The organism is Sphingobium chlorophenolicum (assembly GCF_000722875.1).
Classification (GTDB): domain Bacteria; phylum Pseudomonadota; class Alphaproteobacteria; order Sphingomonadales; family Sphingomonadaceae; genus Sphingobium; species Sphingobium chlorophenolicum.
On record NZ_JFHR01000021.1, the window covers coordinates 20,886 to 34,338 of the forward strand.

At 65.4% G+C, this 13,453-nt stretch carries 15 protein-coding genes; 3 read left to right on the plus strand and 12 right to left on the minus strand.

What is annotated here, in order from left to right; all coding sequences use genetic code 11:
* Nucleotides 1–5: 5 nt before the first annotated feature.
* A complete protein-coding gene (locus tag BV95_RS10500) occupies nt 6–1,616 on the minus strand; it encodes a DHA2 family efflux MFS transporter permease subunit (RefSeq protein ID WP_051749708.1) in 1,611 nt (536 codons plus the stop codon).
* Nucleotides 1,617–1,645: 29 nt separating this feature from the next.
* Here BV95_RS10500 and BV95_RS10505 point away from each other — a divergent pair, with 29 nt between their 5' ends.
* Both BV95_RS10505 and BV95_RS10510 read left to right on the plus strand, forming a co-directional pair.
* Nucleotides 1,646–2,869: an HlyD family secretion protein gene (locus BV95_RS10505; protein ID WP_037451259.1), complete on the plus strand. Its 1,224-nt coding sequence runs from the start codon at nt 1,646–1,648 to the stop codon at nt 2,867–2,869.
* A 14-nt stretch (nt 2,870–2,883) separates the two neighbouring features.
* Entirely contained in the window at nt 2,884–3,684 is an 801-nt protein-coding gene (locus BV95_RS10510) for an SDR family NAD(P)-dependent oxidoreductase (RefSeq protein WP_037451127.1), read from the plus strand.
* A gap of 88 nt (nt 3,685–3,772) precedes the next feature.
* On the opposite strand, the gene BV95_RS10515 is transcribed toward BV95_RS10510, so the two are convergent.
* The 10 genes from BV95_RS10515 to BV95_RS10560 form a co-directional block, all read right to left on the minus strand.
* Nucleotides 3,773–4,483 (minus strand): glutathione S-transferase family protein, encoded by a 711-nt coding sequence (locus BV95_RS10515; RefSeq protein ID WP_037451130.1) that lies wholly within the window; start codon nt 4,481–4,483, stop codon nt 3,773–3,775.
* Nucleotides 4,484–4,498: 15 nt separating this feature from the next.
* Complete coding sequence (locus BV95_RS10520) at nt 4,499–5,824, minus strand: MFS transporter (protein ID WP_162179740.1); 1,326 nt, start codon at nt 5,822–5,824, stop codon at nt 4,499–4,501.
* Between the two features lie 8 nt (nt 5,825–5,832).
* Nucleotides 5,833–6,657 (minus strand): SDR family NAD(P)-dependent oxidoreductase, encoded by an 825-nt coding sequence (locus BV95_RS10525; protein WP_051749709.1) that lies wholly within the window; start codon nt 6,655–6,657, stop codon nt 5,833–5,835.
* 136 nt (nt 6,658–6,793) lie between these two features.
* The gene (locus BV95_RS10530; RefSeq protein ID WP_037451134.1) at nt 6,794–7,135 is read right to left on the minus strand and encodes a hypothetical protein; all 342 of its coding nucleotides are present in this window, start codon (nt 7,133–7,135) and stop codon (nt 6,794–6,796) included.
* Complete coding sequence (locus BV95_RS10535) at nt 7,132–8,358, minus strand: aromatic ring-hydroxylating oxygenase subunit alpha (protein WP_081873344.1); 1,227 nt, start codon at nt 8,356–8,358, stop codon at nt 7,132–7,134. The genes BV95_RS10530 and BV95_RS10535 overlap by 4 nt, the downstream gene beginning before the upstream one ends.
* A gap of 10 nt (nt 8,359–8,368) precedes the next feature.
* Nucleotides 8,369–8,731 (minus strand): nuclear transport factor 2 family protein, encoded by a 363-nt coding sequence (locus tag BV95_RS10540; RefSeq protein ID WP_037451136.1) that lies wholly within the window; start codon nt 8,729–8,731, stop codon nt 8,369–8,371.
* Between the two features lie 97 nt (nt 8,732–8,828).
* Nucleotides 8,829–9,452 (minus strand): 3-isopropylmalate dehydratase small subunit, encoded by a 624-nt coding sequence (leuD, locus tag BV95_RS10545; RefSeq protein WP_037451137.1) that lies wholly within the window; start codon nt 9,450–9,452, stop codon nt 8,829–8,831.
* Between the two features lie 3 nt (nt 9,453–9,455).
* Nucleotides 9,456–10,862, minus strand: a complete 1,407-nt coding sequence (gene leuC / locus BV95_RS10550) for a 3-isopropylmalate dehydratase large subunit (RefSeq protein ID WP_037451139.1) — start codon at nt 10,860–10,862, stop codon at nt 9,456–9,458.
* Nucleotides 10,859–11,785 carry a hydroxymethylglutaryl-CoA lyase gene (locus BV95_RS10555; RefSeq protein ID WP_037451141.1) on the minus strand — a complete coding sequence of 309 codons (927 nt, stop codon included), beginning with the start codon at nt 11,783–11,785 and terminating at the stop codon, nt 10,859–10,861. Before BV95_RS10555 ends, leuC begins: the two co-directional genes overlap by 4 nt.
* Nucleotides 11,782–12,990 (minus strand): CaiB/BaiF CoA transferase family protein, encoded by a 1,209-nt coding sequence (locus tag BV95_RS10560; RefSeq protein WP_234703147.1) that lies wholly within the window; start codon nt 12,988–12,990, stop codon nt 11,782–11,784. The genes BV95_RS10555 and BV95_RS10560 overlap by 4 nt, the downstream gene beginning before the upstream one ends.
* Nucleotide 12,991: 1 nt before the next feature.
* Between BV95_RS10560 and BV95_RS23540 the strand changes: the two genes are divergently transcribed.
* Nucleotides 12,992–13,246, plus strand: a complete 255-nt coding sequence (locus tag BV95_RS23540) for a hypothetical protein (protein WP_156028633.1) — start codon at nt 12,992–12,994, stop codon at nt 13,244–13,246.
* A gap of 65 nt (nt 13,247–13,311) precedes the next feature.
* On the opposite strand, the gene BV95_RS24290 is transcribed toward BV95_RS23540, so the two are convergent.
* A complete protein-coding gene (locus BV95_RS24290; protein ID WP_169804680.1) occupies nt 13,312–13,452 on the minus strand; it encodes a hypothetical protein in 141 nt (46 codons plus the stop codon).
* Nucleotide 13,453 lies beyond the last annotated feature (1 nt).

Sequence of the window (13,453 nt, forward strand, 5' to 3'; positions counted from 1 at the left end):
CTCCATCAATGGGCCGCGGCGGCGTCGGGCGAATGCCCGGCCCTGACCGGCTTGCACAGCGGCACGAGCATCAGCGCGCCAAGGAACATCCAGCACATCAGGCGAAAGGCGTCGTTGAAGGCCAGGGTGACGGCATGCTGGCCGATGAGTCGCGCCAGTTGCGCCTTGGCCAGCGTCGTCGCCACCACGGGGTCGGGAAATTGGGTCGAAAAGCGGGTGGCCAGCGCCGTCACCATATCCTGCGCGCCCTGCTGGCGGTGCCCCATCGCCTCCCCGATCCGGGAGGCCGCGATCCGGCTATTGTCCTGCAACCAGGTGTTCACCACGGCGATGCCTATCGCGCCGCCCAGATTGCGCATGACGTTGAACAGCCCCGACGCGGCGGGAAGTTCGGCGGCCGTGAACGGCGTCAGCGCCATGTTCACGCAGGGAACGACGCACAGCATCATGGCCAGCCCGCGCAACGCCTGCGGCAGAGCCAGTTCCCAAAATCCCCATTGCGGCGTGAAATAGGATGTCTGCCAGAGGCTGGCGGCGAACAGCAGCAGGCCCGCGCTGATCATCCAGCGCAGGTCGACGCGCTGGATCAGGGATGCGGCGATGATCGTGCTGACAAGCTGCGCCGCGCCCACCACCACGACGGTCGTGCCGATCTGGAGCGAATCGTATCCGCGAACCCGCGCCAGATAGAGGGGCACCAGATAGATGGACGAATACATGCCGAATCCGGTCACCAGACTGAACAGGCAGGCGAAGGCGAACATCGGCTTTCGCAGCGGCCGCAGCGAGACGAGCGGATTGTCGGACCGGAAGGCGCGTTGCAGGAACAGGATGAACGCCACGAAGCTGAGCCAGGCGACGATGGCGACGGTCGGATCGCCCAGCCAATCCTTCTTCGGCCCCTCCTCCAGCACATATTCCAGCCCGCCCAGAAAGACCGCCATGGCGATGAAATGGCTCCAGTCGATCTTCCGGATCATCGACAGGTTCCCTTTGTCGACGCGCACGATCAGCATGGACAGGATAGCCACGACGATGCCGGGCAGCACGTTGATGAAGAACAGCCAGCGCCAGTCCAGCTTGTCGGTGATCAGCCCGCCCGCCGTCGGGCCCAGCGTGGGGGCGAGCACCGTCACCATGCCCAGAATCGCGGCGCTGACCGACCGCTGCTTGCCGGTGAAGATGGTAAAGCCGACCGCGAACACCAGCGGCACCATCGCGCCGCCCGTGAAACCCTGAAGCGCACGGAAGACGATCATCGATTCGATGTTCCAGGACAGGCCGCACATCAGGCTGAAGAAGGTGAAGGCCCCGCATGAAAAGACGAACAGCCAGCGCGACGACATGGCGCGCGCGAGATAGGCGGAAAGCGGAATCATGACCAGTTCGGCCATCAGATAGGCGGTCTGCACCCAACTGACCTCATCCGGCCCGGCCGCGAGTCCCGCCTGCACATCGCTGAGCGAGGCCGACACGATCTGGATGTCGAACAGGGCCATGAACTGGCCGAAGGCCATCACCAGGCAGATCAGATATTTGCGGGAATTGGGCATGGCGGACGGATCGTGCGACCAATCCTGCGTCAATCCCCCTAGCCTTCGGGACAACCATTGCATGACGGAGAAACTTCCCCTCTGGACATATGATGATCGTCATCTATATGATGATCGTCATCCAATCAAGCGGTTCAGGGAATATGGTGATGCGGGCGGAAGCCGTTGACGACAGCCTGGTCGAGTTGAAGCGGGCCGAACCATCCTCCCCACGGGAGGATGGCGACTCGCATGGCGAAGCGCCCGCCCGGCGGATGCCGCTGCGCTCGCGATCCTCCTTCGCGTTCGGTGTCGCCGTGGTCGCCGCGCTGGGCGGCATTTACTGGATCACGGCCAAGCCCACATCCGAATCGACCGACGACGCCTATGTCGGCGCGGACGCCACGACGGTCGCGCCGAAGGTGCGCGGACTGGTCGAACAGGTGCTGGTGCGCGACAATCAGGCGGTACGGGCCGGTGCGCCCCTGATCCGCATAGATCCGGAGGAATTCGCGGCGAAGACCGCCTCCGCGCAGGCCGATCTGGCCGACGCCGACGCCGATGTGGCGGCCGCGCGGGCCGCGCTGGTCAGCCTGAGCGCCGAGGAACGTCTGGCGAGCGCCAACATCGCGGCGCGGGGCACGGCGATCCGCTCTTCATTGGCGGAGGCCGAGCGCGCCGACGCCGACCGCCGCCGTTATGAGGCTCTGGTCGCGACCGGCGCCGTGGCGCGGCGCGATGCCGATCTCTATCGCACCACCGCCATCGGGGCGACGCAGACCGCCGCCCGGGCGCAGGCCGAACTCGGCGTCGCGCAGCGCGAAGCCGATGTGACCAGCGCACGCCGGGCCTCGCTTCAGGCCGCGCTTTCCAAGGCGATCGCGCAGCGCCAACGGGCTGTCGCCGCTCTCGACCTGGCGCGGCAGGATCTGGGACACGCGGTGATCCACGCCCCGATCGACGGCGTCGTGGGCAACAGGCAGGCGCGGGTCGGCGATTATGTCCAGCCGGGATCGCGGCTGCTGACGCTGGTGCCGATGAACGCGCTCTACGTGACGGCGAATTTCAAGGAGACCCAGACCCGGCACATGCGCGTCGGCCAGCCGGTCGTCGTCCATGTCGATGCGACCGGCGGCAGCATCAAGGGGCATGTCGACAGTCTGGCGCCCGGATCGGGGTCGACCTTCGCGCTGCTGCCGTTCGAACCGGGCACCGGCAATTTCACCAAGATCGTGCAGCGCGTTCCCGTCAGGGTGCGCCTCGATGCCGGACAGGCCGAAGTCGCGGCCCTGCGTCCCGGCCTCTCCGTGACGGCGAAAGTTCATCTAACCGAGTGAAAAGGACAATATCCATGAGTGCCGAAAGTAAAGGATTGGCCGTCGTCACCGGCGCATCGACCGGCATCGGCGCGGTCTATGCCGACCGTCTCGCCAGGCGCGGCTACGACCTGCTGCTGGTGGCGCGCAGCGCTGACCGTTTGTCCGCCGTCGCCGAGCGGCTGCATGCCGACACCGGGCGTTCGGTCAAGACCTTCGTCGCCGATCTGGCCAATGCGGCGGAGGTCAGGAAACTGGCGGAGCTGATCGAAGCCGACAAGGATTTCGCCCTGCTGGTGAACAATGCGGGCATCGCTCTGGCCGGAACGCTGGCGAGCGCCGAAGTGGAGGAAGTGGAACGCATCATCGCGGTCAACATATCGGCCCCGACGGTCCTTGCCCGCGCCGCCACGCGGGCGCTGCAGAAGCGCGGCTCCGGCGCGATCATCAGCATCGCGTCCGTCCTGGCGCTGGCTCCCGACCGCTTCGAAAGCGTCTATAGCGCCACCAAAGCCTATATCCTCAGCCTGGGCATGGGACTGGCGCAGGATCTGCAGGAAACCGACGTGCGGGTGCAGGTCGTCCTGCCCGGCGCCACCCGGACCGAAATCTGGGAACGCTCCGGCCGCGACGTCAACGCCTTCCCGCCGGATTGGGTCATGGAGGTCGACCATCTCGTCGACGCCGCCTTCGTCGGCTTCGACGCTGGCGAGACCGTCACCATCCCGCCCCTCGCCGAAGAGGATGACTGGAACAGCATGCAGGCCGCGCGACAGGCGATGATACCAAAATTGTCACGACGGGAAGTCGCTTCGCGCTATCGCGTTACGGCCTGAGCAGAGGGCGCGGAACTCACTCCCTCCCCCACAGAGTTCCGCCCCTCGTCCCCTCCGCCGGCACAGCGCCGGCGGAGGGGCTATGGCTTCAGCCTCGCGAGGCGCGCCTTTCCGGGTCGACCAGACGTTCCATGATCTGCGCGCCGCGCTGGCGGCTTTCCGGGCTGTCGCCGAATTCGGTATAGGGATAGGGGATATTGCGCCCCCGCTCGACGGCGGGCCGGGCGGCAACTTCGTCATACCAGCGCCGGATATGCGGGAAATCCGCCAGATCCTGCCCCTGCCAGTCATGATATTCGATCCAGGGAAAGAAGGACACGTCGGCGATGCTGTAGTCCTCCCCCGCAAGATAGCGTTCCCTGCCTAGCTGATCGTCCACCACCTGATAGATGCGGGCCGATTCCTGCACGAACCGGTCGATGGAATAACGCTCCGGCGCGGGGGCCAGCACGCGATACCAATGGGCATTACCCAGATAGGGCGCATGGGTCGCCTGAAACGATGCCCATTTCAGCACCTCATAGCGGGCAGGTCCGCTGGCGGGCAGCAATTTCCCGCTCTTCTCGGCTAGATAGATGAGGATGGCCGCCGACTCCCACAAAAGCAGCGGCTCGCCCCCCGTATCGTGATCGAGTATAGCGGGAAGCCGTCCATTGGGATTGAGCGCCAGGAAATCGGCCTTCTTATGCTCAGCGGCATAGACGTTGATCCAATGCCATTTATAGGGAAGCCCCACCTCTTCCAGCATGATGGACACTTTGCGGGGGCTGGGCGCGCCGGACGTGAAAAGTTCGATCATATGGGGTCCCCTGAATCAATTATCCTGGGCGGCCATGGCGCGGCTTGCGCGGGCGCACAGGGCGAAGGCGACGGCCGCCAGCGTACCCGCCATCGCCGCATTCAGGACGACGCCATAGGTCAACGCCGCAGGGCCGAGCCAGAATCGCGAAAATTCAACGACCGTGATCGGCCCGACGGCATATCCGAACAAGGCGGTGGCGAGGATGAAGAGCGAGGTGAGACGGGCGCGGATCGCACGCGGCCCGAAAAATTGCAGCGCCAGCGGCCCCAGCACCGCCACCGACGCCAGACCCACCATAGCCAGGAAGAAAGCCGTCAGGACCAGCGGCAACCCGCCAAGCCCAAGCCCGCCGACCAGCGCGACGGTGGCCAATATGCTGCTGGCCATCAGGCCCACGATGGTGCCGTCGGTGCGCCCGCGCCGCGCGAAATTCTGGGCCAGCCATGGCCAGAACATGGTTGAGAGGATTCCGGCCGTCAGCCCCGCGCCACCGACCAGATAGCCCGCATTCGCGGCGGTTTCCCCGAAATTGCGGACGATCAGCGTCGGCATCCAACTGATCGTGCCCATCGACACCATCGTGATCAGGCCCAGCCCGGCATAGAAGGGCAGATAGAATGTCCAGTGCCGCCGCAAATAGCCCATCATCTCGGCAAAGCCGGTCGCCGCCATGGGCGAACCCGTCCCGGAAGGGGCATGGCGCGGGTCGCGCACGGTCGTCAGGATCAGGACGGAGAGCAGCAATCCCGGAACGCCCAGCAGGATGAAGGTCAATTGCCATGCTGCCATTCCCGTCGTCGCCTCCAGCCTGCCGGACAGGCCAAGGGCAGCGCCGCCGATGATAAACGCCCCCGTGCTCATGATGCTGCCCATCGATCCATAGACCGCCGTGGGCACGGCCCTCTTGTCCCGTGGGAACAGGTCGCCAATCAGCGAAACCGCCGCCGGGGTCAGCACCGCCTCACCCAGCGCGACCCCGGCCCGCATGATTAGCAGGGTCCAGAAATCGGTGGCGAAGGCCGAACCGATGGTCATGCCGCTCCAGGTCGCGACGCCCAGCACCACGATCCTGACGCGGTCGCCGCGATCGATGCGGTCCGCGATCGGCACGCCGCTCAATGCGTAGACCACCGCGAAACCCGCACCCAGCAGCAGAGCGAGTTGCCCGTCGCTGAGCGACAGGGCGGACGCCACCGGCTGCGCCAGCAGCGCGAGCAGCAGCCTGTCGGTGAAGGACAGCGCGTAGAGGATCGTCAGCAGGATGACGATATACCAGGCCTGCCGCATATTCGCGGCGGACGGCTGCGCTTCGGCCGCGCCGGGCGATGTTGTGGCCATATGCATCGTCAATTCTCGTACACGCCGGCTTCCAGCAGGCGCTTGGATTGCAGGTCGGCCCCGCTCCGCTGGGTGAAATAACCGGCGGTCACCGCGCCGTCGACCGGCAGCACCACCCCGTTCACATAGGGCGCCGCATCGCTCAGCAGCATCAGCACCATGGCCGAAATATCCTCAGCCTGGCCGATGCGCCCGGCGGGGGTGCGGTCCACGATGGAATCCAGAAAATATTGGGGCAGCGCCCGCTCCGCCATCGGCGTGCTGATGATGGACGGCGCGATGCAGTTCACGCGGACATTATGCCGCCCCCATTCCAGCGCCAGCCCCTTGACCACGCCATGCACGGCGAATTTGGACACCGAATAGGCCAGCCGCCCCGCATGCGCGCCCATCCCCGCCAGCGAACCGATGCAGACGATGCTGCCTTGCTTGCGATCGATCATGGCGCGGCCGAACAACTGGCACGCCAGGAACGTGCCCAGCACGTTGACGTCCATGATGCGGTGCCATTCCGATATGGGGAAATCCTCCGCCTTGCCGTTGCCCGCCGTTCCGGCGCAGGTGACAAGGCCGTGGACATCCCCCAGCGCGGCGAAGACGGCGTCGGCGGCTTTCGCCATCGCCACTTCGTCGGAAACGTCCGCCGCCACGCCGAAGGCCCTGACGCCCAGCGCCTTCAACTCCCCGACGAATGGCGCGATATCCTCTTCGCGCAGGTCGATGATGCCGACATGAGCGCCCCGCTCCGCCAGGCCCAGCGCCGTCGCCTTGCCGATTCCGGAAGCGCCGCCCGTGACAACCACAGTCTTTCCGCGCAAGCCATAGTCGTCCATCCGCTCTTCCCTCCCTCGTCCGACCCCTTGCCGGAGGTCCGTATGCCATATCGATGCCGTGGATATTCGCCTGTCCGGCAGGATCGATCATGTCCCGGCATCGGGGACAGGATTCGCGGTCCAGCCGTCCGCCCGGTCAGGGCGGGAACGATCCCTGCGTGACTTCCAGCGTCGTCGGCCATGTTATGCTGCGCGGCCGGGGCTGGCGATGCCGCTCCACCGCCACGGCGATATGCGCCAGCGCCATCAGCAGCTTGAACAGCGTTCGATGCGCGTCGGGCATGTCGTCCAGCCCCGTCTGCTCCAGCGCCTGCAGGATGCGGTCGGCCATCGGCATGATCGCGTCGTAAAATGCCTGAATATCCTCGTAGGAACTTTCATAGCGGGTGATGAAGCGCGCCTGGAAATCGTCCCGCGCCCAGTGCGCGACGAACGGCTCCAGCGCCTCGAAGCCGGGGGGAAGGGCCTGCGCCATCATGCGGCGTCCAGCGCGGCGCGCGCGGTAGGCGCCGCGACCCAGCGGGCGATCTGCCGGGCGGCATGCATGATCAGCGCCTCGCTCTCGGAAAGCTGCATGAAGTCCGTGCCCCGCGAGTTGATGCCCTTCTGTGTCCGCTCCACATTGCTCAGATCCTCCAGTACGACGTCCACCGCATGGGCCACGCGATGCTCGATGGCGAACCGTTCACGCGGCGTCAGCGGCTTGCCGACATAGAATCGCGCCTCGTGCCGCGTTTCGGTGGGGCCGACGGGCCAGAATTGATGGATGAAGAAGCCCAGCGGATTGGCGTCGAGATGCGTGTTCGGGAAGATATAGTTCACATCCATCGACCAGCCCCGCGCCTTTGTCGGGTTCACCGCCGGATGCTGGCCAAACGCCGCGATCTTCTCCGCCTGATCGCCGGACCGGTGCCGGGGATCGAAGGCGAGCCTTTCTATGACCTGATCTTCACGCGGGGCATAATCAGGCCGCCCGTACATGGAATTCACCCCATGCGGACCGACGGCCCTGAACAGCAGCGGCCGCCCGAACGGATTGTCGGCGTCGGCGAAACGCGGCTTCAGGCTGACATTATGGATGGCCGGGATATGATAGGCTTCGGCAAAGGCGTCGGCTACGATCTTCCAGTTGCACTTCAGCCGGGTGCGGATGACGATGGGCGCGTCGGCATGGATATAGTCGATCCCGCCCAGATACTCCTTCATCCCGCCAAGAAACTCGTCCAGGCTGATCTCCGGCTCCGGCGACAGGTTCAGGAACAGCCAGCCTTCCCATATTTCCAGATGGATCGGCGACAGGCCGCATTTTGCCGTGTCGAGGCCGGGAAACGCCCCCTGATCGGGCACGCCGCGCAACGCGCCTTCGGCCGTGAAGGTCCAATTATGGTACCGGCAGACGAGCGCGGGCTGGCGGCCCTGCTCTTCCCACACCACCTGATTGCCGCGATGCGGACAGACATTGTGGAAGGCGCGCACGACGCCGTCTTTGCCCCGGATGACGATCACGGACGCTTCGCGCACCTCGAACTGCTTGACCACGAAGCTGCCGGGTTCGGGCACTTCCTCCACTCGCCCGGCGAGCAGCCAGGCGCGGCCGAACACCCTGTCCCGCTCCGCCTCGAACCAGTCGGGGGAGCGATAGGGTTCCAGCGGGGAACGCCAGTCCTCGGTCGGATCGGCGGAATTAGGACCATCAGTCATAGGGGCGACCTCATGCGGCTGCGCGGCGCGGTTCGATATATTCGTCGATGCGCGTCACCTTGCCGCCTTCCACCTTGGCGACGATGCAGGCGGGGCGCGGCTCGATCCGCCTGCCGTCGGCGAAGGTCACATGGATGACATGCTGCTGGACATAGCCGTCCTCGCTGCGCACCCGGCGGATGTCGGTGTAAAGGACTTCCGACGCCGCCTCGAAAAAGCCGCGCAGGAAATCCAGCGTCTCCGCCCGGTCCTGCTCCACCCGGTCATAGCTGTGCCATACGCGGACGTCGTCGGCATAGAGGGTGCGGATGCTTTCCAGATCCCGGTCCATGATCGCCCGGCTCAGCGCGTCTGCTATTTCAAGAACGTCCATGACTTCGGCTTTCTCTCCAAATCGGCCTTCTGGCCCTGTCCTTAGCATGGCATGACGGTTCGTGCGCGTCGGTCCCGTGCGACAGGCACAAGAGCGGTTAAACGGCGCCGATCCCCGCTATGGCCGGGGCGATCAGCGCGCTTTCCTCCTCCCAGCGGGTAATGGCTTCGTCCTGCGCCAGCGCCGCCGCGATGTCGTCGCGCCCCTCCAGCAGGGCCTGCTTGCGGTCCGGATCGATGTCGAACGTCCATGCGACGCCATTGGCCCGCGTCACCGTCTGCGACGGCAGGTCGATGGAGAGGGTCGCGCTCGTCAGTTCCCGGCTGTCGACGATCAGTTGATCGACCTGCGCCCGGTCCAGAATGATCGGCAATATGCCGTTGTTGAAGCAATTATTGTAGAAGATGTCGGCAAAGCTGGGCGCGACGATGACCCTGATGCCGAAGTCCAGCAGCGCCCAAGGCGCATGTTCCCGGCTGGACCCGCAGCCGAAATTCTCCAGCGCGATCAATATGCCCGCGCCGCGCCACCCGTCCCGGTTCAGGATGAAGCCGGGCCGCTCCGCGCCCTCCGCATCATAGCGCATGGAAGAGAAGAGTTTGCTGCCCAACCCCGCCCGGCTGATCGTCTTCAGATATTGCGCGGCGAGTATCTTGTCCGTGTCGATATTGGCTTCGGGCAGGGCGGCCGCGACGGACGTGATGCTGGTGAAGGGCGTCATGGCTCAGAAGGTCCGTATATCGGTGATGCAGCCCGCGATGGCGGCGGCCGCGGCCATGGCGGGCGACATGAGATGCGTCCTGCCGCCCGGTCCCTGCCGCCCCTCGAAATTGCGGTTGGAGGTGGAGGCGCATCGCTCGCCCGGCCGCAGCCGGTCCGGATTCATCCCCAGACACATGGAGCAGCCCGCCTGCCGCCATTCGAAACCCGCATCCCGGAAGACGGCATCCAGTCCTTCAGCCTCCGCCTCAGCCTTCACCATGCCCGAACCGGGCACGACGAGGGCGCGGACCCCGTCGGCCACGCGGCGTCCCCGGACCATGGCGGCGGCGGCGCGCAGATCCTCTATGCGGCTGTTCGTGCAGCTTCCGATGAAGACGACATCGATGGACAGGCCCGCCACGGGCGTTCCCGGTTCCAGTCCCATATAATCCAGCATCCGCCGCATCTGCTGCTGCTTTTCGGGCGCGGACGCGGCTTCGGCGTCGGGAACGCGGCCATCGATGGTCGTGACGGCTTCCGGACTGGTGCCCCATGTCACCATCGGCGCGACCTGCGCGGCGTCGATGACCACTTCCCGGTCATAGTGCGCGCCCAGATCGGATTGCAGGTCCAGCCATATCCGCTTCGCCCGTTCGAAATCCTCGCCGGAGGGAACCAGCGGCCGCCCTTCCAGATAGCGGAAGGTCGTCTCATCAGGCGCGATCAGGCCCGCTCGCGCGCCCGCCTCTATCGACATGTTGCAGACGGTCATGCGGCCCGCCATGTCGAGCGCCTCTATCGCCGCCCCGGCATATTCGATGACATGCCCGGTCGCGCCGCCCGTCCCGATCCTGCCGATGATCGCTAGGATCAAATCCTTTGCGGTCACGCCCGGCGCCAGCGCGCCCTCCACCCGGACCAGCATGTTGCGCGCCGGGCTTTGCCGCAGCGTCTGGGTCGCCAGCACATGCTCCACCTCCGACGTGCCGATGCCGAAGGCCAACGCGCCGAACGCGCCATGCGTGGAAGTGTGGCTGTCCCCGCACACGATGGTCAGGCCCGGCAGCGTTAGTCCCAGATCCGGCCCGATGACATGAACGATGCCCTGCGCCCGGCTTTGCAGGGGGACATAGGGAATGCCGAATTCCGCGACATTCCGCTCCAGCGTCTCGACCTGAATTCGGCTTTCCTGCTCGGCAATGGGCCGGTCCCGATGCTCGGTCGGCACATTATGGTCGGCGACGGCGATCGTCTTTTCCGGACGGCGCACTGCCCGCCCGGCGGCGCGAAGACCCTCGAACGCCTGCGGACTCGTCACCTCATTCACCAGATGGCGGTCGATATAGAGAAGACTGTTGTCGCCGCCCGCAGAGGCTACGGCATGGGCGTCCCATATCTTCTGGAAGATGGTGCGGGGTCCGGCGTTCATTGGCCTGCGCTCTCCCGCGCCAGACACAGAGCCGCGTCGACGGCCTGACGGACCCGCCCCCCCGGCAGGCCGCCGGGCAGCAGAGCCGCCGCACGGGCCGCCTCCAGCAGCAGGTCCAGATCGATTCCGGTGGAAACGCCCATCGCCTCGAAGGTCCAGATCACATCCTCCGTCGCCACATTGCCGGTGGCGCCGGGCGCGAAGGGACAGCCACCCAGCCCCCCGAATGCCGCATCAATCACCGTGACACCCGCATTCCACGCTGCGAGCGCATTGGCGACCCCCAGCCCATAGGTATCATGACCATGATAGGCCCACCGGCCGGAATCGGGAAAACGCGCCTTCGCCTCTCCGAAAAGCGCGGCAACCCGGTCAGGCGTCACCCGCCCGGTGGTGTCGCACGGGCAAATCTCCGCATCGGGCTTGATCGGCACCAGATCGCCCAGCAGCGCAAGCGTCTCCTGCGGGGGCATCGCCCCGTCAAAGGGACAGTCGAAGGCCGTGGCGACGTTCAGCCGCATCTTCGTCCCGGACGGCATGGCGTCCACGATCCGCGCATATTCCTGCACGGACTCTGCGGGCGAGCGTTTCACATTGTTCCGGTTGTGCTTTTCGGATGCCGACAGCACGAAGGCCAAATGGGTCGCGCCCGCTTTCCAGGCCCGCTCGGCATGTTTGAGGTTGGGGACGAGCACCTGCGCGTCTAGTCCCGGCAAAGCCTGCGCCGCCGCCAGCACCTCCGCCGCGTCGGCAAGCTGCGGCACGGCGGCATCGCTGACGAAGGCGGTCGCCTCGATCCGCCGGGTGCCTGCGGCGTGAAGCTGATGGAGAAATTCGATCTTCCGCTGCGTCGGGATCATCTGCGCGATCGGCTGGAAACCGTCCCGCGTGCCCACTTCGACAAGGGTGAACGCGCCGCTCATCCGACGACTCCTTTTTGGCGAAGCAATGAAATGGCCGCCGCATCGAATCCGGCGGCAGACAATATCTCGTCGCTATGCGCCCCTATGTCAGGGCCGGTCCAGCGGATCGCGCCGGGGGATTCCGGGACATGCGGCACGATGCCCGAATGCAGGATCGGCCCCAGGGCGGGGTCCATGACCTCCCGCACCATCCCCCGCTCCAGATATTGCGGATCGTGCGCCGCGTCCGCCGCCGTATAGGCGCGGGAGGAAGGAATGTCTGCGGCCGTCAACTTTGCCTCCAGTTCGGCGGTGGACATGGTCCCACTCCAGCCTGCAATCAAGGCGTCCAGTTCGGCCGCATGAGCGACACGGGCGACATTTCCCGCAAAGCGCGCATCCTGCACCATGTCGGGCCGCCCGATCAGTTCCGCCAGCCGCGCGAACAACGGCTCCGAATTCGCGGCGATCAGCATGAAGCCTCCGTCCGCCGTCGGATAGGCGTTGGACGGCGCTGCGGTCGCGATGCCGCCGCCGGTCGGCTGCTTGACCTTGCCCAGCCGCCCATATTCGGGAAGCATCGCCTCCATCATGCTGAAGACGCTTTCGGTGAGCGCCACGTCCAGCGTGCGCATCGCCCCGTCCCCCTCGGCGCGGTCGCGCTGCCAGAGCGCGGCCATGATCCCGAAGGCGGCGTAGAGACCGGCGATCGAATCGCCGATGCTTACCCCGACGCGAACCGGGGGCAGATCATAGCTGCCGGGCGGATGGTTGGTCAGGTGCCGCAATCCGCCGATCGCCTCCCCGATCACGCCGAATGCGGCGCGGTCCCGATAAGGGCCGGTCTGCCCATAGCCCGATATGCGGGCGATGATCAGCTTCGGATTGGCTTCCTTCAGCACCGCTTCCGACAATCCCATGCGGTCAAGCTGTCCCGGCCGGAAATTCTCCACCAGAACGTCGCACCCGGTGACGAGGCGAAGCACGATGTCCCTTGCCTCTGCCGCCTTCAGGTCCAGTGCCAGGCTGCGCTTGTTGCGGCCGTGGATCGACCACCAGAGCGAGCGGCCGTCGACCTGCTCGCCCCATTGGCGGACGGGGTCGCCCGCCAGCGGCTCGATCTTGACGACATCCGCGCCCAGATCGCCCAGCAAGCGGGTGCAGAAGGGCGCGGCCACGAAATGGCCGATCTCCAACACCCGCAGCCCTTGCAATGTCGCGTTCAAGATGCCTGGCTCCGTCAATCGATCACATCCTTCAAAATTGCCGGATCGGGCCGTACCGCAGGCCGCCGCATGCGTCCGTCCCGGCGTTCAGGGACAAGCGGCGACATGCAAAGAAAAGGCGATTATGCAGTTTGCAAACCCAAGGAAATTACCTGGTTTTGCGGCGCTTCAGGAATCTCTCTATGCCGAACCCAATCAGTGCGCCAAGCAGGGCTTGGGTCGCTATTTGAATGAAGTTTGTATCGTGGCCATTTGAGGTCGCTTGAAGGGTAGCGGCGATGGGGAAGAATACCGCTCCAATGATTGCCCCCTTTGTTATTCTCACTCAGGTTTCTCCACCGGCTTATGCTTCACGACCTTTGCAAGCCTCTCCTTAAAGTGCTGCGGGTCGTCGTCCGCCTCTAGCTCGCGGGCGGCTTCCTTGAACTTGTCGAGTTGCGACTGCTTTGGTTCTTCGCTCATG